The organism is Malaciobacter halophilus, assembly GCF_002837275.1.
In the GTDB taxonomy this organism is placed as follows: Bacteria; Campylobacterota; Campylobacteria; order Campylobacterales; family Arcobacteraceae; genus Malaciobacter; species Malaciobacter halophilus.
The window spans coordinates 17974-38935 of record NZ_NXIF01000008.1 but is presented as its reverse complement, the minus strand read 5'-3'; the positions used below and the strand labels follow the sequence as shown (position 1 = coordinate 38935).

At 28.1% G+C, this 20962-nt stretch carries 20 protein-coding genes; 14 read left to right on the top strand and 6 right to left on the bottom strand.

Translation table 11 applies throughout. The features are described 5' to 3' along the window. Complete coding sequence (locus CP960_RS02495; protein WP_101183659.1) at window positions 1–993, top strand: transaldolase; 993 nt, start codon at window positions 1–3, stop codon at window positions 991–993. 73 nt (window positions 994–1066) lie between these two features. Continuing rightward, entirely contained in the window at window positions 1067–2431 is a 1365-nt protein-coding gene (locus tag CP960_RS02490) for a class II 3-deoxy-7-phosphoheptulonate synthase (RefSeq protein ID WP_101183658.1), read from the top strand. 19 nt (window positions 2432–2450) lie between these two features. On the opposite strand, the gene CP960_RS02485 is transcribed toward CP960_RS02490, so the two are convergent. The 3 genes from CP960_RS02485 to tgt form a co-directional block, all read right to left on the bottom strand. Next, window positions 2451–2792 carry an arsenate reductase family protein gene (locus CP960_RS02485; RefSeq protein ID WP_101183704.1) on the bottom strand — a complete coding sequence of 114 codons (342 nt, stop codon included), beginning with the start codon at window positions 2790–2792 and terminating at the stop codon, window positions 2451–2453. A gap of 7 nt (window positions 2793–2799) precedes the next feature. Then, the gene (gene gatC, locus CP960_RS02480) at window positions 2800–3090 is read right to left on the bottom strand and encodes an Asp-tRNA(Asn)/Glu-tRNA(Gln) amidotransferase subunit GatC (RefSeq protein ID WP_101183657.1); all 291 of its coding nucleotides are present in this window, start codon (window positions 3088–3090) and stop codon (window positions 2800–2802) included. 79 nt (window positions 3091–3169) lie between these two features. Further along, entirely contained in the window at window positions 3170–4294 is a 1125-nt protein-coding gene (gene tgt, locus CP960_RS02475; RefSeq protein WP_101183656.1) for a tRNA guanosine(34) transglycosylase Tgt, read from the bottom strand. 89 nt (window positions 4295–4383) lie between these two features. Here tgt and CP960_RS02470 point away from each other — a divergent pair, with 89 nt between their 5' ends. The 12 genes from CP960_RS02470 (at window position 4384) to nhaA (CP960_RS02415) (ending at window position 17997) form a co-directional block, all read left to right on the top strand. Beyond that, window positions 4384–5808 (top strand): COG3400 family protein, encoded by a 1425-nt coding sequence (locus tag CP960_RS02470; RefSeq protein WP_101183655.1) that lies wholly within the window; start codon window positions 4384–4386, stop codon window positions 5806–5808. Between the two features lie 9 nt (window positions 5809–5817). Then, window positions 5818–6948: a succinyldiaminopimelate transaminase gene (locus CP960_RS02465; protein WP_101183654.1), complete on the top strand. Its 1131-nt coding sequence runs from the start codon at window positions 5818–5820 to the stop codon at window positions 6946–6948. Further along, a complete protein-coding gene (locus CP960_RS02460) occupies window positions 6941–7519 on the top strand; it encodes a hypothetical protein (RefSeq protein WP_101183653.1) in 579 nt (192 codons plus the stop codon). Before CP960_RS02465 ends, CP960_RS02460 begins: the two co-directional genes overlap by 8 nt. Window positions 7520–7522: 3 nt before the next feature. Then, window positions 7523–8821, top strand: a complete 1299-nt coding sequence (murC, locus tag CP960_RS02455; RefSeq protein WP_101183652.1) for a UDP-N-acetylmuramate--L-alanine ligase — start codon at window positions 7523–7525, stop codon at window positions 8819–8821. A 78-nt stretch (window positions 8822–8899) separates the two neighbouring features. Beyond that, window positions 8900–10087 (top strand): Na+/H+ antiporter NhaA, encoded by a 1188-nt coding sequence (gene nhaA, locus CP960_RS02450; protein ID WP_101183651.1) that lies wholly within the window; start codon window positions 8900–8902, stop codon window positions 10085–10087. Window positions 10088–10190: 103 nt separating this feature from the next. Beyond that, a complete protein-coding gene (gene phsA, locus CP960_RS02445) occupies window positions 10191–12491 on the top strand; it encodes a thiosulfate reductase PhsA (protein ID WP_101183650.1) in 2301 nt (766 codons plus the stop codon). 10 nt (window positions 12492–12501) lie between these two features. Then, window positions 12502–13071 carry a 4Fe-4S dicluster domain-containing protein gene (locus CP960_RS02440; RefSeq protein ID WP_101183649.1) on the top strand — a complete coding sequence of 190 codons (570 nt, stop codon included), beginning with the start codon at window positions 12502–12504 and terminating at the stop codon, window positions 13069–13071. Further along, window positions 13064–14035 (top strand): NrfD/PsrC family molybdoenzyme membrane anchor subunit, encoded by a 972-nt coding sequence (nrfD, locus tag CP960_RS02435; RefSeq protein ID WP_101183648.1) that lies wholly within the window; start codon window positions 13064–13066, stop codon window positions 14033–14035. Before CP960_RS02440 ends, nrfD begins: the two co-directional genes overlap by 8 nt. Window positions 14036–14077: 42 nt before the next feature. Beyond that, entirely contained in the window at window positions 14078–14746 is a 669-nt protein-coding gene (locus CP960_RS02430) for a response regulator transcription factor (RefSeq protein ID WP_101183647.1), read from the top strand. After that, on the top strand, window positions 14730–15899 hold the full coding sequence (locus tag CP960_RS02425) for a sensor histidine kinase (protein WP_101183646.1): 1170 nt from the start codon (window positions 14730–14732) through the stop codon (window positions 15897–15899). The genes CP960_RS02430 and CP960_RS02425 overlap by 17 nt, the downstream gene beginning before the upstream one ends. Continuing rightward, window positions 15889–16713, top strand: a complete 825-nt coding sequence (locus tag CP960_RS02420) for a cache domain-containing protein (protein WP_162919100.1) — start codon at window positions 15889–15891, stop codon at window positions 16711–16713. The genes CP960_RS02425 and CP960_RS02420 overlap by 11 nt, the downstream gene beginning before the upstream one ends. A gap of 111 nt (window positions 16714–16824) precedes the next feature. Then, entirely contained in the window at window positions 16825–17997 is a 1173-nt protein-coding gene (gene nhaA, locus CP960_RS02415; RefSeq protein WP_101183644.1) for a Na+/H+ antiporter NhaA, read from the top strand. Here nhaA (CP960_RS02415) and CP960_RS02410 read toward each other — a convergent pair. The 3 genes from CP960_RS02410 to ilvC are packed head-to-tail and all read right to left on the bottom strand — an operon-like array spanning window position 17990 to window position 20916. Continuing rightward, window positions 17990–18760, bottom strand: a complete 771-nt coding sequence (locus tag CP960_RS02410; RefSeq protein WP_101183643.1) for a DNA-processing protein DprA — start codon at window positions 18758–18760, stop codon at window positions 17990–17992. The two genes, nhaA (CP960_RS02415) and CP960_RS02410, sit on opposite strands and share 8 nt — an antisense overlap. Window positions 18761–18795: 35 nt before the next feature. Continuing rightward, window positions 18796–19851 carry a divergent polysaccharide deacetylase family protein gene (locus tag CP960_RS02405; protein WP_101183642.1) on the bottom strand — a complete coding sequence of 352 codons (1056 nt, stop codon included), beginning with the start codon at window positions 19849–19851 and terminating at the stop codon, window positions 18796–18798. A gap of 42 nt (window positions 19852–19893) precedes the next feature. Further along, window positions 19894–20916, bottom strand: coding sequence for a ketol-acid reductoisomerase (gene ilvC / locus CP960_RS02400; protein WP_101183641.1), 1023 nt, complete (start codon window positions 20914–20916; stop codon window positions 19894–19896). Between the last annotated feature and the right edge of the window lie 46 nt (window positions 20917–20962).

The window sequence follows — 20962 nt, the reverse complement described above, 5'->3', positions numbered from 1 at the left end:
ATGAGTTTAAAAGAGGATATTAACTTTTCACTTTGGTGTGATTTTATAGAAAGAGAGTTTTTAGAAAATAGATTCCAAGAGCTAATAGAAGAAAAAATTATTCATGGAGCAACTTCAAATCCTGCTATATTTGAGTCTTCAATTACAAGTTCACTTGCTTATAGACAACAACTAGATATGTTAAAAGCAAATAATTCAAAAACAATTTACGAAGAGTTAGCAATAAGAGATATTAAAAGAGCAGCAGAACTTTTAAAACCTTTATATGAAAATGATAGAAATGATGGTTTTGTATCATTAGAAGTTGACCCAACACTTTGTGATGATGCAAAGGGTACTATTGAAGAAGGAATTAGATTAAACTCAATGATTAATTGTGATAATGTAATGATAAAAGTACCAGCAACACAAGCTGGTTATCTAGCAATGAAAGAGTTAACTAGTCAAGGAATTAATGTTAACGCAACACTTATTTTCTCTGTTGAACAAGCAATAAATTGTGCAAAAGCATTAGATGCTGGAATAAAAGAGTCAAATACAGATACAAAAGCTGTTATCTCAGTATTTGTATCTAGATTTGATAGACTTTGTGATGATGAACTTGTTGCAAAAGGATTAAAAAAATCAACTCTTGGAATTATGAATGCAACAAAATGTTATCATGAAATAAATAAGTTTGAGAATGAAAATATTAGAACACTTTTTGCAAGTACAGGAGTAAAAGGTGATGAATTAACGGCAAGTTATTATGTTGATAAACTTTTATATCCAAACTCTATTAATACTGCTCCTTTAGCAACAATTGAAGATTGGGTGATTGATGGATTTAAAGAACCATCAAAAATTCCTAGTGAAGATGAATGTGATGAATATTTTAAAGAGCTTAGTAAAGTTGGAATAAATATGTCAGAAGTTTATGAAAAACTATTAACTGACGGCTTAGAAGCATTTAAAGTATCATTTAGTGATTTATTAAATAAGTTGACAAAATAGCCTTGTTTAAGGCTATTTTATTAAGAAAGTTTTTGCTAAACTTTAATTATCTAGAATAAAAAAAGGGTTTATAATGAATAACTGGAGTCCAAATAGCTGGAGAGATTTTCCTATAAAGCAACAACCACAATATACTGATTTAGAAAAATTAGCAAATGTTGAAGCTGAATTATCTTCATATCCTCCACTTATTTTTGCGGGAGAAGCAAGAAGATTAAAAAGTAAATTAGCAGATGTTGTAAATGGTAAGTCATTTCTACTTCAAGGTGGGGATTGTGCTGAATCATTTAATGCATTTGATGCAAATAATATTAAAGATTTATTTAAAGTAATGATGCAAATGGCAGTTGTTTTAACTTTCTCAGGAGGTTGTCCTGTTGTAAAAGTTGGAAGAGTAGCAGGTCAATTTGCAAAGCCTAGAAGTTCGGATTTTGAAGAGATAAATGGAATAGCATTACCTTCATATAGAGGAGATATTGTAAATGGTATTGAGTTTGATGAAGAATCAAGAAATCCAAGACCAAAAAAACTTTTAAAAGCATATAATCAAAGTGCGGCAACACTAAACCTTTTACGAGCATTTGCAAGAGGTGGTATGGCTGATTTAAATAAAGTTCATTCATGGAATTTAGATTTTGTTAAAGGAAATGCTTTAGGGGAGAAGTATGAACAATTAGCAGATAAAATTTCTGAAACATTAAATTTTATGAAATCATGTGGTATTACGTCAGAGAATACTCAACAATTAAGTGAAACAACACTTTATACTTCACATGAAGCACTATTATTAAACTATGAGCAAGCTTTAACAAGAAAAGATTCATTAACAGGTGATTGGTATGATTGTAGTGCACATATGTTATGGATTGGAGATAGAACTAGAGGACTTGATGATGCACATATTGAGTATTTTAGAGGTATAAAAAATCCAATAGGTTGTAAAGTTGGACCATCTATGCAAGAAGATGAACTAATTAAGCTTATTGATAAGTTAAATCCAGAAAATGAAGCAGGAAGATTAAACTTAATTGTAAGAATGGGAGCTGAAAAAATTGCAGATAATTTCCCTAAACTTTTAGCAAAAGTTAAAGCTGAAGGTAAAAATGTATTATGGTCAAGTGATCCAATGCATGGAAATACAATAAAAACTGATAATGGATTTAAAACAAGAGATTTTGAATCAATCTTATCAGAAGTTAAACAATTCTTCCAAATTCATAGAGCTGAGGGTACATATGCAGGTGGTATTCATTTAGAAATGACAGGACAAAATGTAACAGAGTGTACAGGTTCTTGTTCTTCTGCTATTACTCAAGAGGGACTATCTAGTAGATATCATACTCAATGTGACCCAAGATTAAATGCTGATCAAGCTTTAGAATTATCTTTTATGATAGCTGAAACATTAAAAGAGGCTAGAAAAGATTTAGTAGTATAAAAAAGAGGGTTCCTCTTTTTTATAAGAAAGTGTCTTTATACTCTTGCTCATTAAAACCAACAATAACTTTATTGTTATACTCAATTATAGGTCTTTTAAAAAGCATAGATTCTTTTTTTAACCACTCTATTTTACCCTCATCATCAAGGTTTAAATCTTTTAGTTTTAGATTTCTATAAGTAGCACCTCTATTATTAAATAGTTTATCAAGTGATGAGTTCTCAACCCAGTATTCAACCATTTGTGTAGTTACTTCTTCTTTTTTAAAATCAAAAAAATCATAATCTATTGAATTTTCTTTGAAAAACTTAAGAGCTTTTCTTACTGTATCACAATTTTTTATACCGTGTACTTTTATCATAATATTACTACTCAATAATTTTTGGAACTATAAAGTATCCATCTTCTGATTTTGGTGCATTATCTATTATGCTTTTTGCTCTTTGTAAGTCTTGAGTTGAAATATCATCTCTTAAAGGAGTACCTCCCTCAACAGTATTAAATGTTGCATCGATATTACTAACATCAATTTCATTTAAATTCTCAACAAAATTGATAATATCTCCTAGCTCTGCTTTTAAACTCTCTTTTCTTTGTTCATCAATCTCTAAACTAGAAAGTTTTGATAGTTTTTCAATTAGTTTATCATCAACTGTCATTTTTTTCCTTTGAACTTTTTATACTATAATATTTATTATATCAAAAAAGAGTTTTTAATGATATAAAATATTACTAAAGCTATTTTGTAGCTCTTTTTTCATAAAACTCTTTTCTAAACTCTTCCCATCTGTTTTCTAAAATTGCTTCTCTTGCTTTTCTCATAAGAGTTAAATAGTAGTTTATATTGTGAATTGAAGCAAGTCTAAAGTATGTTATTTCACCAGCTCTATATAGATGGCTTAAATATGCTTTAGTGAAGTTTTTACAAGTGTAGCAGTCGCACTCTTCATCTATTGGTAAAGCATCCTCTTTATACATAGCTTTTTTGATATTTACTCTTCCAAAGTTTGTAAATAAAGTACCGTTTCTTGCATTTCTTGTTGGCATTACACAATCAAACATATCTACACCTCTGTGAATGTTTTCTATTAAATCTTCTGGTGTTCCAACTCCCATTAGGTATCTTGGTTTATTTTCAGGCATAAATGTTGTAGTCCACTCTACTGTATCATACATATCTTGATTTGGTTCACCAACACTTAATCCTCCAATTGCATATCCATCAAAATCTTCTAAAGCACAAAGTTGTTGGGCACTCATTTTTCTAAACTCTTTATCTGTTCCACCTTGAATAATTGCAAAAATATTTTGATGTACTCCAATACCTTTTTCTTGTTGTTGTTTATGATAAGTTATAGCCTCTTTTGCCCACTTAGTTGTTCTTTCTATGGATTTTTTAATTCTTTCTTTTGTATTTGGAAGTGCAACTAAATCATCTAAAATCATCATAATATCACTACCAAGCTCATATTGTGTATCTAAAACACTTTGTGGAGTAAAGTAGTGTTTACTACCATCAATATGAGATCTGAACATAATTCCATTTTCATCTGGTTTTGAATTATCACTAAGTGAAAATGCTTGAAAACCTCCTGAGTCAGTTAAAAAAGAGTTAGGAAATTTTGAAAAGCCATGAAGTCCTCCAAATTTTTTAATTAATTTACTTCCTGGTCTTAAATATAAATGATAAGTGTTACCAAGTATGATTTTTGCACCCATACTTAATAAATCATTTGCATCAAGTGCTTTTACAGTTGCTTGAGTACCAACTGGCATAAATACTGGTGTTTGTATTGTACTGTGAGCTGTTTTTATTGTACAAGCTCTTGCTTTATTTTGTGTTGCATCAATAGTAAATTGCATATAAAAAATATCCTTATAAAATCTTAATGGGATTGTATCAAAAAATTGGTAAAGAAAATGATTAGAGATAAAAAGATATAATATCTACTATGAAAAAGATACTTGTTATATTAGACGGAATTGTCGCTAAAAACTTAATGCAAAGAATAGTTGAAACTAATACTGGTGAAAACTATTATGATATTGTTTATGTTAATGACGCAATAGTTCCAGAACAAAAATTATCAAATGTTACATTTTATAAGTTTGATCCAACTTCTAAATCAAAACTTGCAATGGTTTTAGATAAAAATATTCATACAGAAGTACTAATTGTACTTAATTCAAAAGATGAGATGTTAAGTGTTATTGAAAATATTAAATCTCATAAACATAATCTTCAAATGAATATTTTAGATTATTGGAATTTAGAGCTTGAAGATCCTTATGTAAATGTATATAAAGGTATAGAAGTTTTAGCAAATGGAATGGTAGAAAGATTGCCAAATATTCCTGTTGTTGCTCAAAATATTGGATTAAAGCATGGTGAAATTATGGAAATTAGAATACCTTTTGGTAGTTCATATGCTTATAGATACATAGGTTCAATCGAGCAAAAGAATTGGAGAATTTTTGCTTTATACAGAAATGAAAAATTAGAAGATTTAAAACCATCTTTAATCTTAAAACCAAATGATACTATTTTAGTAATTGGTGAACCAAAAGTATTAATGCAAGTTTATAGTGCAATTGGTAAAACAAGAGGGCAATTCCCTATGCCATTTGGACATAATTTATATCTATACTTAGACTTGTATCTAATGAAAAAACATAGAGTTGAAAAAGCTGTACATGAAGCTAAATATCTACATAAATATCTAAAGAATAGAAAATTAGTTATTAGAATTACAAGACCAACAACAGTTGGAATTATGAATTTTATTAAAGAACAATTTAGAGATGATGAGTCAGTTATTATAAATATTGATTATCACTGTTTAGGCTTTAGAAAAATAAGAAAGATGGATTTTAAAAAGCTTGATATTGGTATGATGATGTTAACAAGTGAGATGTTTAAAAACAAAGAGATTGCCAATGAATTAGCAAATACAAAAGTTCCACTATTTAAACTTGGTAGAGAACCAATCGGTGCAACAAAAAATACTTTAATTGTGTTAAATGATACAAAATCTTATGAACAAATTTCTCCTATTGTATTTGATGTATCAAGCCAATTAAAAACAAAAACGAAGATATTTGATATGGACCCAGTAGGCTTTGATGATAAATCAAAACTTCTTGACCATTTTGAGAATCTTTCAAAAATATTTAGTCAAAAAATTGAAGTTATCTCTTGTGATAAAAACCCAATAAGACAACTTAGAAAAGAACAAAATATTTTACAAATTTTGCCACTTAAAAAGAGTATGTTTCAAAAAAGATTCTCATGGAACTTTATTTATACAAACTCTGATTTAATATCTTTTGATATGGCAAAATATAATCAATTACTTATCCCTATTATTGAAGATTAAAGGAATTAAATGAAATTTGAGACTTATCCCTTTGAAAAGTTAAATGAACTATTAAGTGATGTAACTGCTACAAGTGAGTATGAATTATCTTCTCTTACAATTGGAGAGCCACAGTTTGAAACTCCACAATTTATTCAAGATGAGTTGAAAAATAGTTCAGAACTTTTAAAAAAGTATCCAGCAAGTGCTGGAATTCCCCAATTAAAAGATGCCATGAGAAATTTTGTATCAAAAAGATTTAATGTTTCTTTACAAAATGAGCAAATAATCCCTACTTTTGGAACTAGAGAGGTACTTTTTAATTTTCCTCAGTTTGCATTATTTGATAAAAAAAATCCAGTTATGGCATATACTAATCCTTTTTATCAAATCTATGAAGGTGCTGCAATTGCAAGTCGTGCAGAAGTTATTCACATAAATTTAACTAAAGAAAATAGTTTTAAAGCAACACTTAGTGATGAAGAGCTAAAAAGATGTGACTTAGTTATTTTAAACTATCCTAATAATCCAACTTCTGCAAATATGAGTATAGATGAGCTTGTTATTTGGGTAAAAAAAGCATTAGAGTTTGATTTTATTTTAATAAATGATGAGTGTTATAGTGAAATATATTTTGACAACAACAATAAACCAGTCTCTTTATTAGAAGCTAGTATAAAAGCAGGAAATGAAAATTTTAAAAATATACTAGTGATGAATTCAATTTCAAAAAGAAGTAGTGCTCCTGGACTTAGAAGTGGTTTTATCGCGGGTGATTCAACTATTTTAAAAGAGTATATGAAATATAGAACTTATGTTGGGTGTGCAAGTCCTGTTCCTTTACAAAAAGCTGCAACTATTGCTTGGAATGATGAAGAGCACGTTGAGAGTTTTAGAAAAATATATAAAAAGAACTTTGAAATAGCAAAAGAGATTTTAGGTATAAATCCACCACAAGCTACTTTTTATATATGGTTAGAAGTAGAAGATGAATTAGAATTTACAAAAGAACTATATAAAAAGAAACATATAAAAGTTCTTCCTGGAAGTTTTTTAGGAAGAGAAGGTAATGCAAAAGGATATGTAAGAATAGCCTTAGTAGAAAATGAAAATAAAACAAGAGAGGTATTAAAAAGATTGAAGGATTTTATTAATGAATAAGCAAGAGTTAAATGAAGCTAGAACAAACCCTGATTTTTTAAAGTATTTAGAAGAAACAAGAGTAGATGCTTTAAATACTAAAAATATTTCAGCACTTTATGAAGTTCTTGACTCAATGCTTATTTTAGATTTAGAAGAGAGTAAGATAAATGAGGTTTATGAAGAGATTTTAAAAATATCATTTACAAATGTTGAAAAGATAGTAAATAGTGGTAAAAAGTTAAAACTTAAAGATAAAGAGCTTTTTTACGTAAGGTCTTTTTATGAACATGCAATTGAAAAATGGAGTTTTCAAGATATTGAAGGTGCAAAGCAACTGTTTTTTGTACTGTATAATATCATTGATGATGAAAGATTGGAAGATGCATTAAAAATACATGTAATTGCACTTTCAAAAGGTATGGATTTAGATACATTCTATGAGAAAAAAGTTGATGTAAATAGTGTATTAGAAGATGATTCACATGGATATTTTATTGTTAACTTTAATTTTGCTATAAAAGTTTTTTTAAAACAAAACAGTGATGTTTTAAAAAAAGAGCATGAAAACTTAAAATATCTATTGGATTAATATATGAATATACATTTTATTGGAATTGGTGGAATAGGCTTATCAGCACTTGGAAGATTTTTAAAGCATGATGGGCATTATGTAAGTGGGTCAGATATTAAAAGTTCTCCTATTACAAAGCAACTTGAAGAAGAAGGAATTAAAGTAATTACTCCTCATAATGCTTCAATAATAGATAATCAAGATATAGTAATACATTCAGCAGCAGTAAAACCAAATAATGTAGAGATTTTACAAGCTGTTGAAAAGGGAATAAAAACTATTCCAAGAAAAGAGGCCTTACCAATAGTTTTAGGTGATAAAAAAAACTATTGTGTCGCAGGAGCTCATGGGAAAAGTACAACAACAGCTATTTTAGCTTCAATTTTAAAAAGTTCAACTTTAATTGGAGCAATATCTAAAGAGTTTGATTCAAATTTTAGATATGTTGATAACTTAGTTGCTTTTGAAGCTGATGAGAGTGATGGAAGTTTTCTTCTTTCAAATCCATATTGTGCAATTGTTACAAATGCAGAACCAGAGCATATGGAGTATTATAATTATGATTTAAAAAGATTTTATCAAGCTTATGAATCATTTTTAAAAATTGCAAAAGTAAGAGTTATAAATGCAGAAGATGAGTTTTTAAGTAGTTTAGATATAGAAGCTATAAAACTTCATCCAAGTGTTGATATTACAGAAGTTTCTTATACTTTAAAAGATGGAGAGCCATATACAAAGTTTCATTTAAAAGATTTGGGTGAGTTTGAAGTATGGGGGTTTGGCTATCATATTGCTATTGATGCTTCTTTGGCAATTTTAGCAGCTTTAAATGAACTTCCATTAGTAGAGATTAAGAATAATATTAAAAACTACAAAGGGATTAAAAAAAGATTTGATATTGTTCATAAAACTGAACAGTTTGTAGTAATTGATGATTATGCTCATCATCCAACAGAAGTAGCTGCTACTATGAAGTCTGTTAGCTTATATTCAAATTTAAAGAATATGGAAAAAATTGTTGTAGTTTGGCAGCCTCATAAATATAGTAGAACTGTTAGTAATCTTGATGAATTTAAAAAATGTTTTACAGGTTGTGATGCACTTGTTATATTACCTGTTTATAGTGCTGGAGAAGAGTCTTTACATATAGATTTTGAAAAAGAGTTTGCTTCTTATAATCCGATTTTTGCAGATAAAGTTGAATCAATAGATAATAAAATAGCACTTATAAAGGATGATGAAATAATTTATGAGTATAGTGATGGAATTATTTTAGGTGTTGGTGCAGGGGATATTACCTATCAACTAAGAAAAAAATAATTTAAATTGCCCTAAGTAAAACTAAAGGCAATTATTATAAAATAATTGTATAGCTTTATTTGAAAGTAGGGCAATTAAATGAAAATATTAATAAATGAATATATAAAAAAAGAGTCAGCCTCAGGTATAATTCTTATTTTTGTAACAATAGTTGCATTACTATTTAGAAACTCTTCTTTTTCTGAAGTTTATGATGCCTTTTTAAAAACAATAATTACTTTCTCCTTTGGAGATATTTTACTAATAGAAAAACCTCTTATTTTATGGATAAATGATGGTTTAATGGCTATATTTTTTCTTTTAGTTGGACTTGAAATTAAAAGAGAACTTTTAGCAGGCCATCTCTCTTCTCTTTCAAAAATAGCACTTCCCGCTATTGCAGCAGCTGGAGGTATGATAGTACCTGCTTTAATATTTGTAAGCTTTAATTTTGATAGTGATTTTGCTATGAGAGGTTGGGCAATTCCAACAGCAACTGACATTGCTTTTGCTTTAGGTATTTTATCTTTACTTGGAAAAAAAGTACCTGTTAGTTTAAAAATATTCTTAATGGCACTGGCAATTTTTGACGATTTGGGTGCAATTTTAATTATTGCAGTATTTTATACTTCTGATTTATCTTTATTATCAATTCTTGCAGCACTTGCATGTACTATAACTTTAATTGTAATGAATCGATTAAATATTATTAGACCAACTGCTTATATTTTAGTAGGTTTAATACTGTGGGTTTCTGTTTTAAAATCAGGTGTACATGCTACTCTTGCTGGAATTATATTAGCTTTTACTATTCCACTTGCTGTTAAAAATGATAAAAATAAAAGTGTATCTCCTTTAAAAAATTTAGAGCATAATTTGCATTTTTGGGTAGCATATTTTATTTTACCAATTTTTGCTTTTGTAAATGCGGGAGTAAACTTGAAAGGTTTATCTTTTGAACAGCTTTTAACTCCTGTATCTTTAGGAATTATTTTAGGTCTATTTCTTGGAAAACAATTAGGTGTAATGCTTTTTGTTTATATAGCAGTAAGACTAAATCTAGCAAAACTTCCTAAGTGTGCTTCATGGATGCAAATTTATGGAGTTGCTGTTTTAACAGGTATTGGATTTACTATGAGTTTATTTATAGACTCTTTAGCATATCAAGACTCTGATATGTATGCATATACAGACAAGTTAGCAATATTAATTGGTTCTTTTCTTTCTGGTATTGTTGGCTATTTAATTCTAAGAAAAGCAAAAAGTAAAAAATTCTGTCAATCATAAAGCCCTTTAAATAGGGCTTTTACTTATTTATTTTAAATTTACATAAAATTTATACTTTAATATTACTATTTCAGTATATAAGAAATTATGTAAAGGATAACAAATGAGTAGTAATTATACAAGAAGAGATTTTCTTAAAGTTACTTCATGCTCGACTGCTATTGCTGGAATATCTTGTATGACAGGAACTCTAGGGAGTTTAGGTGCACAAACTATAAGTGGAAGCACTAAATTTGTTAGAAGTTACTGCGAGATGTGTACTAGTAGATGTCAAATTGAAGGTAAAGTAGTTGATGGTAAAAGTGTATTTATCCAAGGAAATAAATATTCTAAAGGAATGGGTACATCTGTATGTGCTAGAGGTGCTGCAGGACACTCACAACTTTATGACCCACAAAGATTAGTTAAACCACTAATTAGAGTAGGAAAAAGAGGTGAGGGTAGATGGAAAGAGGCTACTTATGAAGAGGCATTGAATTTAATTGCTAAAAAAATGATGAAAATCAAAGAGGAGTATGGTCCTCAAGCAGTTCTATTCTCTTCAAAAACAGGTGAGCATTTTTCTCATTTAAGTACATTTTCAAAGGCATTTGAAAGTCCAAATTTATTTTCACACCACAGTCACTGTCCAATTGCTTATAAAGTTGCATTTAAACATACATATGGAACAGGTTTAAAAAGAGACTTTTCTAAATCAAAATATATTTTGAATTTTGGGCATAATTTATTTGAGGGTATTAATGTAAGCTCAACAAAAAAATTAGCAAAAGCTGCTGCAAGTGAAAAAACAAAACTTGTAGTTTTAGAACCTAGATTTTCAATAGTTGCAGCAAAAGCAGATGAGTGGCATAGTGTAAAACCTGGAACTGATTTAGCTTTTGTATTATCTTTAATTCATGTTTGGTTAAGAGATGGGAAATATGATAAAGAGTTTGTACAAAGATATACAGTAGGAATTGAGCACTTAATTGAAAGTACTAAAACAACAACTCCTCAATGGCAAGAGAAAATTACAGGTATTAAAGCTGATGTTGCAGAAAGAGTTGCAAATGAATTATATAAAGCAGCTCCAAACTGTATTATTGACTGGGGACATAAAACAACAACTGGTCAAAGTGAGTATCAAAGAACAAGAGCTATATTAATTGCAAATGCACTAATGGGTAATATAGAAAAAGAGGGTGGTTTATTTTTTAAGAAAAAAGCAAAAACATGTAATAAACTTGCAGGTATTGATATAGCACCAACTATAACAAATCCAGATAAACACTTTGAAACTCCTAAAACATTAAGAGTTGATAGAGCTTCACTAAAAGGTAGTGATAATGCTTTTGTTGGTAGAAATCAAGGTGTATTAATGGATATACCAAAAGCGATTTTAAATAAAGACCCTTATGAAGTAAAAGGGTGGTTTATGATAAGAACAAATCCATTAATTACAGTTGCAGATCCTAAAACAATGAAAGAGGCTATGCATAAATTAGATTTTATTGTTGTAACAGATGTTTATATGTCAGAAACTGCACTAATGGCTGATGTTGTTTTACCAGAGGCAACTTATCTTGAAAGAGATGAAGGAATTATGGATAAAAGTTCATCTAAACCAACATATATGATAAGAAATAAAATTGTTGACCCTATTAATAATACTTTAGCAAGTCATGAAATTTTTAGAACATTAGCTAAAAAAATGGGAATTGATAAAGATTATAAATGGGATAATATTTTACAGTATAGAGTACAACAAGCAAAAGGTAATGATAAATTACTAAAAGAGCTTATGTCTAAAGGGTATGTTTCATACTCTATTCCAACTTTATATTATAGAGAAGAAAAATATGTAAAAGATTTTGTAAATAAATATCCAAATGCTAGAAAATATTTAGATGAAGATGGATTAATGGGAAGTATGTTAGATAACTTAAAAACTCCAAGTGGAAAAATTGAGATTTTCTCACAACAAGTAGAAGAAGAGTTTAAAGGTTATGGTGTTCCAAGAGATGATAATAATATGGATGTAACTAGAGGTTATCCTTATATATTAACTTCTGGAAAAAGTGCAATTCATACAAATGGTCATACACATAATGTACCTTATTTAAATATGCTAATGAGTGATAATCCTGTTTGGATAAATCCTCAAACAGCTAAAAAAGAGAATTTGAAAAATGGAGATAAAATCTATTTAGAAAATGATATAGGAAAAGAGAAAGGTACAGTTTTTGTAACTGAGGGAATTAGACCAGATACACTTTTTGTTTATATGGGATTTGGTAGAGAGTCAAGTGATTTAAAAAGAACAAATGGTATAGGAACAAATCAATCTAAACTATTACCATTAATTAAAGGTCCTGTTTGTTCGACTATGGTTACAAATGTGGGCGTAAAAATCACTAAAGCTTAAGGGGTAAGTTATGAGTAAAAAATATAGAATGATTCATGATGAGAATTTATGTATAGGGTGCCAAGCTTGTAGTGTTGCATGTAGAAGTGAAAATGATGTACCTGATGATGTTTTTAGATTACAAGTAAGAGTTGAGACAAAAGGAACTTTTCCAAACTTGAAAATGGATATGAGAAGACAATCATGTGTTATGTGTGAAGATGCACCATGTGTTGAGGTTTGTCCTACAAAAGCATCGTTTCAAACAAAAGATGGAGTTGTACATATTGATGAAGATACATGTGTATCTTGTAAATATTGTATTGTTGCATGTCCTTATAATGCAAGATTTATGAATCCTGTTACAAAAGCAGTTGATAAATGTACTTTTTGTTATTCAAATAGAGTAAAAAAAGGTTTAGACCCAGCATGTGTAACAGTATGTCCTACAGATGCATTAGTATTTGGAGATATAAGTGATACAAGTTCTGAAGTTTATAAAAAAGCAAATGAGAATAATTTATTGTATCCAAAAGCACATTTAGGAACTAAACCTAAAGTAGCATTTGTTCCTAATAAAAGAGGAGTAAGTTATGAATAATATGTGGGGAAGCACAGCTCAATATGAGGTTATTAATTGGCCTTGGCCAATTGCAGTATATCTGTTTTTAGCAGGACTTAGTGCAGGTTCAATAATAATAGCACTTCTTGTAAAATGGAATCGTCATGAAAAAGATAGTTCATCTATTTGGGATGCTATGATTAAAGCTGGTGCAATAATCTCTCCTCTTACTATTTGTGTTGGATTATTGCTTTTAATTGTTGATTTAGGGAAACCTTTATCTTTTTATTGGTTATTGATTAGTTATAACTTTACATCAGTTATGACACTTGGTGTAATAGCATTATTTATTTATACACCATTAGCATTTGTTTTTATGGGACTAATTTTTGAAGATACTATAAAACAGAATAAACTGTTATCTATGTTTTCACCAATAATCTCATATATTAAAAGTTTTGAGGTTTATGCAAAAAGAATTGAGTATGTACTGTTTGGTTTAGCTTTAGTTGTAGGAGCTTATACAGGGTTCTTATTATCAGCTAATATGACATATCCTATGTGGAATTCACCAGTATTACCTATACTATTTTTAGCTTCAGGTATTAGTGCAGGGATTGCTGGAAATATTTTAGTAGGAATGATTTTCTTTAAAAGCAGTATTAATAAAGAGAGTATTAAATATTTACTTATTTTAGATTTAAGAGTTATTTTATTAGAAATACCTCTATTAATTATACTTTTTGTAGGTATGCTTTATGCAGGTGGAAGTGCTGAAGTTGCAGCAATTCAAGCATTAACTGTTGGAAAATGGGCTTCTATTTTTTGGTTTGGTGTTATTGGATTAGGATTGGTTTCTCCTTTACTAATAGCATTTACAGCATTGAGAAATCACGCTTATAAAGTGGGGTTTATATTAATAAACTCAATGATTGTTTTAGCAGGTGTAATACTACTTAGATTTTATGTAGTATATGCTGGACAATTATTTACAGGAGCTTAACTACTAGAGGGGTTTTTAACCTTTCTAGTTATATAATAACATATGAAAATATTACTTTTAGAAGATGACTATAACTACAATGAGAGTATTACTGAATACTTAGAAGAGTTAGGATTTCAAGTTGATAGTTTTTATGATGGGGAAGAAGCATTAGATGCTATTGTAGAAAATAGTTATTATCTATTAATTTTGGATATTAAAGTTCCTAAATTAAACGGTCACGAATTAATTAAAGCTATAAAAGAGATGGGAGATAATAACACACCAATTTTAATAATGACCTCTTTAGTTGATATTGATAATATGACTATTGGTTATGAATTAGGTTGTGATGATTATTTAAAAAAACCTTTTGAATTAAAAGAGTTAGAATTAAGAGTGAACCAGTTAATTAAGAGTAAATACAATACAGATAAAGACTCTTCATATAAACTAAAAAATGGTTATACTTTTGAATTTATTTCAGGAGTATTAAAAAAAGATGATAAAGACATAGAATTAACATCAAAAGAGATAGAGTTAGTAAGATTTCTAATAAAAAATGCAAACTGTTACTGTGAAATTGAAACATTAAGAGAGAATGTATGGGAAGGTAAAGAGATACATTATGCAGATATTAGAATGTATATTAGTAAAATAAGAGTTAAAACAAATAAAGAGTTTATCCTCTCTTCAAGGGGATTGGGATATAAAATTGAAGTACCAAGTTAACGAAAAAAAAGTTGCATACTTTTATACTTTTTTGGTAATGATTCTTTTTTCAATACCTACATATTTTGCAGTTGTATTCTCTTTTGAAAAAGAGTTGATTTTAAAAGAGTTGGCTTTAGAAAAGTTTACAAATAATCTTGAAAGAAGAATATACTCTACAAATTTAGATTTATCAAGAAGTGTGAAGATTAAGTTTGCACTTTTTGATAAAAATATGCAAATAATATCATCAAGCTTATCAAAAGATATTGAGGATTTTGATTTTAAAACTTCAATTGAATACCCTTATATGTATTATAAAAAAGAGTTAGAGTATCTAAATAGATATGATGCAAGATATATTATAAGTGAAGCACAGATAAATTATGCAAAAATTATATTTATTGCAATCTTACTTTTTTTAGTTATTCTTGCAAATATTTATATTTTAAATAAAGTTATTATAAAAAATACTGCAAGACCATATGAACTAATGCAAAAATATACAAACTCTTTTTTCAATGATACAATGCATGAGTTAAAAACTCCTTTGGGTGTAATAAATATCAATTTAGATTTACTTGTTCAAAAAACTGAAACAAATAAATATACAAAAAGAATGAAAACTGCATTAAAGCAGATACAAATAACTTATGAAGATATAGAGTATCATATAAAAAATAAGAAAGTAAGATATATAAAAGAGAAATTAGATATATCAAAACTTTTACAATCAAGAGTTGATTTTTTTGAGGATGTTGCTAGTTCAAAAGCAATTGAGTTTTATGTACAAATAGATAAAAACTGCTTTATTTTTATGAACTCTTTGGAGTTTCAAAGAGTAATTGATAATACTTTAAGTAATGCAATAAAATACTCAAACCCAAAAAGTAAAATTGAAATTAGTTTAAAAAATAATTCAGACGAATCGGTATTAATTATTAAAGATTATGGACATGGAATAAAAGATATAAAAAAGGCTTTTAATAGATTTGAAAGACAAGATGAGGTTCAAGGTGGATTTGGATTAGGTTTAAATATTATAAAAAATATTGCAAATAAAAATGGTATTAAAATTGATGTAAATACAAAAATCAATGAAGGTACAGCATTTATTTATACTTTTAATAATTACAAAAAAAAGTTTCTAGATGGAGTTGAAGATGATATTTAATAGAAATTTTGTATTTCTTTTATTTTTTATAGCTATTAGCTCTTTTTTTCTTTTTTGGGCATTTAATAGTTATATGATTTATGAACAAAAAAGTGCAAATGAAGATATTATGGATATGTATCTTGAAAATTTAACTAAAGAGATTAGAAAAAATAAAGAGTTAGTTTTAACTTCAGCTGTATTATTATCTAAAAACAGTGATATAAAAAGATGTTTAAAAACAAATAATAAAAAAGAGTGTGTCAAGTATTTACAAAAGTCAAAACAGAGTTTGGTTAATACTTCGTTATTTAAAGATGTTAAAATCCATCTTCATAAAAAAAATTTACAAAGTTTTTTTAGATTATGGGATTTAAATAATAGTAAAAATGACTCACTAAAAGAGTTTAGGGACTGTCTAAAAATAGTAAAAAATGAGAAGATACCAAAAGCCTGTATTGAGATTGGTCGATTCTCTATGCTTATTAGAGGTATTAGTCCTGTTGTTGAGAATGGAGAGTATTTAGGTTCAATTGAAGCCATTACAGATTTTAGTTCTATTATTGAGCATTTTAAAGATTTAGGTATTAAACTTTATGTATTAATGGATAAAAAATATATATCTATTCCTACTAAAATAGAGTTTAAAAAAGAACAAATTCTGAAAAATTATGTTGTACTAAATAACAAATTAGAAGATTTCTCTTTTTTAGACAATCAAGAGTTTAAATATACTGCATATGTTAAACGTTCGAATTACTATTTATTATATACTCCAATATATAATATTAATAAAGAACAAATAGGAACTTATGTATTAAAAATCTATATATAAAGCTTAATATTATTAAAGTGTGTATACTTTCTACATCAATATTATAGTTTGTCATTTTAAAGTTGTTTAAAGAAAAATTTAATAAACTTAATAAAAAAAAAGAGGAAATTGATGTTAAAAGTAACAATAGAGGATTTTATAAAAAGCGAGTCAAGTGCGGGGATAGTGCTTATCTTCGTTACAATAGCAGCATTAATATTGAAGAATACTGATTTTTCTCCAATATATAATGCTTTTTTACATACTCCTGTTGAAGTAAGGTTTGGTGCATTAAATATTGCAAAACCACTTTTTCTATGGATTAATGATGGTTTGATGGCTATATTTTTCTTTCTTATTGGTCTTGAAGTAAAAAGGGAGTTACTTGAAGGTCATCTTTCTAGCGCAAAACAGATTACTCTACCAGCAATTGCTGCTGTTGGTGGGATGTTAGTTCCAGCTTTAGTTTATGTATATTTTAATATGGGTGATGAAATTGCTATGAAAGGTTGGGCAATTCCAACAGCTACTGATATTGCTTTTGCTTTAGGAATTTTATCTTTACTTGGAAGTAGAGTTCCTGTATCTTTAAAAATATTTTTGATGGCATTGGCAATTCTTGATGATTTAGGTGCTATTGTTGTTATTGCTTTATTTTATACTACTGATTTGTCTATTACTTCTATTGTTGTTGCTACTTTGGCTTTAATAGTATTAATAGCATTAAATAGATTTAAAGTTATTAAGCCAGCTGCATATATTTTAGTTGGTATTATACTTTGGGTTTCTGTATTAAAATCAGGTGTTCATGCTACATTAGCGGGGGTTGCTTTAGCTTTTACAATTCCTTTAAGGTCTAAAACAAAAGATGGAAAAGAGTTCTCTATGTTAAAAGATATGGAACACTCTTTGCACTATTGGGTAGCATTTTTTATTCTTCCTCTTTTTGCATTTGTAAATGCAGGAGTAGATTTAAGAAATATATCTCCTGAACAACTATTAACAAATGTACCAATGGGTATTATGTTAGGACTATTTATTGGTAAACAATTAGGGGTATTTGGTTTTTCATATATTGCTATTAAATTAAAACTTGCAACTATTCCAGAAGGTGCTAACTTTAAGCAATTGTATGGAGTCGCCATATTAACAGGTATTGGTTTTACAATGAGTTTATTTGTTAATTCATTAGCCTTTACAGATGATACTTTATTTGCTTATACAGATAAATTAGCAATTTTAATAGGTTCTTTTCTTTCTGGTATCTTTGGATACTTAATTTTAAGAAGTACAGCTACTAAATAACTATACAAACTCCATTTTCTACTTTGAAAATGGAGTTTAATTCATATTCAAATATCTTTTGATTGTATCTTAAAAGTGCTTCTTCATAAGTTGGATTAGTTTTTAAATAAGTTAGTATTTCATCATCTTGTTTAGATTCTTCTTTTTTAAAGCTGTTTACAAATTCATCAACATCATAAATAACTTCAACTAAACCTTTTTTTATATATTGTATTAATCCTTTATTATCATTTGCTCTATGAGATATTGTATAAATTTTTTTATTCATTTTTAAGGCATACTCTAAACTTCTAATACTTCCAGAGTTTTCATCTGCTTGCATTATTACTAAAGTATCACTTAATGCTACAACTAGTTCATTTCTATGTACAAAGGTATATTTAGTTGCTTTAAAATTATCTTTATATGTACTTAATAACAAGCCTTGATTTTCAATACTTGTTAAGAGATTTTTATTTACTTTTGGATATTTAATATTTAGTCCATTGGCTAAAATAGATATTGTATTATTAAAACCAGCACCTTGATGTGCTATGGCATCAACACCCATTGCACCACCACTTACAATGCATATACCTCTATTTGATAGTTTAGATGCTAATTCATAGCATAACTGCTTAGTATAATTAATAGGTCTTCTTGTACCCACAATTGAGATGCTATTTTTATTTAATAAATCTAGGTTTCCTCTATAATAAATCTCATTTGGATAAGTTTTTAAACAATCAAACTTTTTTATATGAAAATCTAAAGTTTTAGTCATAGTAAACCTTGAAAATAATAATTTATATTATTATATCAAGGTTTTGGTAAAAAGGGAAGTTCACTTAAATATATTAGTTCTAAATCTTTTAAAAGATGTTTTGATTCTTTTAATACTTTTAAAGTAATGCTATAAGGGTGACCAATAGCAATTGAATAGCCACTTTTTTTAGAGATTTTAATAGCTTTTTTTAATTGAGTCTGAATATAATTAAAATCTTTTTTATTATCAATGAATATATTTCTTGCAATATATGGCATCTCATACTTTTTGGCATACTTTTTAGCCACAGTTTTTGATGTAGTTCTACTATCAACAAAAATTAAATTGTATTTTTTTAGTGCTTTAAATAAATAATCCATACTTTTTTCATCTGAAGTAAATTTGCTTCCTGTATGATTATTTGTATAAATTGCATCAGGATAAGCTTTTTTAAGCTCTCTTACTCTTTTTTCGATTCTTTCATATGAATCACCAACATGTAAGGTATTCTCTTCTTCAAACTTAAATGACTGTGCTTGCATAGGAAAATGTATCATATAAAATGGTAAACCTTTTGCAACTTTAGCTGAATGAGGATGCTGTTTAGTTGGAGGTAGAAAAGACATTGTTATTTTATATCCTATATCTAGTATCTTATCAACTTGTCTTTGTAAAGTTACATCATCAATTATAACTACTAATTTTGGTTTTTCACTTCTTTTTTCTTGTTTTACAACTTTATTTGTTTGTTTATCACTTTTTTTAGAATCTTTTTGTTTTTTATGAATATACTCTTTATCAAACTCTTTTGTGTACTCTTCATATTTTAAGTTATTTGAGTCATCCATGAAATATTTTTCAATTTTTTTATTTGCGTAATTATTTAAATCTAAATCTTTTTTTATTTCAACTTTTTTTTCGATAGTAGGTTTTAGCTCTTTTTTCTCATCTTTTAATAAAAAAAAGTAGCTAGCAATAGATGTTACTAATGTAACAATTAAAATCAATAAAACAATATTTATAATTTTTAAGTTTGATTTATTTCTTTGAGTCTTTTTTCTTGCTTTTTTTCTAACGGTATTAGTTTTTCTTGGTTTTCTTTTTGCCATAAATATCAATATTTATAAAAGTAAGGAGTTACCTTACTTTTATTAGTTTTTCTCTTGGTCTACAATTTTATTTGCTTTAATCCAAGGCATCATATCTCTTAATTTTCTACCAGTTACTTCTAGTGGGTGATTAAATAAGTTATTTCTTTCTGCTGTCATTCTTGGGTATCCAGCTTGACCTTCAAGGATAAAGTCTTTTGCAAATTTACCGTTTTGGATTTCAGCTAAAATCTCTTTCATAGCTTTTTTAGACTCTTCATTAATTACTCTTGGTCCTGAAACCATATCTCCATATTCTGCTGTATTTGAAATAGAGTATCTCATATCATGAACTCCACCTTCAAACATTAAATCAACAATTAATTTTAATTCGTGTAAACACTCAAAGTATGCCATTTCAGCAGGATAACCAGCTTCAGTTAATGTTTCAAAACCAGCTTGTACTAATGCTGAAACTCCACCACAAAGAACAGCTTGCTCACCAAATAAGTCAGTTTCTGTTTCATCTTTGAAAGTTGTTTCAATAATACCAGTTCTTCCACCACCAATTGCACTTGCATAAGATAATGCAATCTCTTTAGTATTTCCAGATGGGTCTTGATGAATTGCAATTAAGTCTGGAATTCCTCCACCTTTTTCAAATTCAGATCTTACTGTATGACCTGGAGCTTTTGGAGCAACCATCATTACATTTATATTTTTAGCAGGAGTAATTCTTCCATAATGAATATTAAATCCGTGTCCAAATGCAACAGTTGCACCATCTTTTAAGTTTGCTTCAATCTCATTTTTATAAATATCAGCTTGATTTTCATCTGGTAAAAGAATCATAACTATATCAGATTCAGAAGTTGCTTCAGCAATTGTTTTTACAGTGAATCCTTTTGCTTCTGCTTTCGCCCAAGAAGAACCACCTTTTCTTAATCCTACAACTACTTCTACACCTGAATCTCTTAAGTTTTCAGCGTGTGCATGACCTTGTGAACCAAATCCAATCATTGCTACTTTTTTTGACTTTATTAAATCGATATTACAATCTTTATCATAGTAAACATTTAATGCCATAGTTTTCCCTCTATATTTTAATTTGCGTGCATTATATCTAAGATTT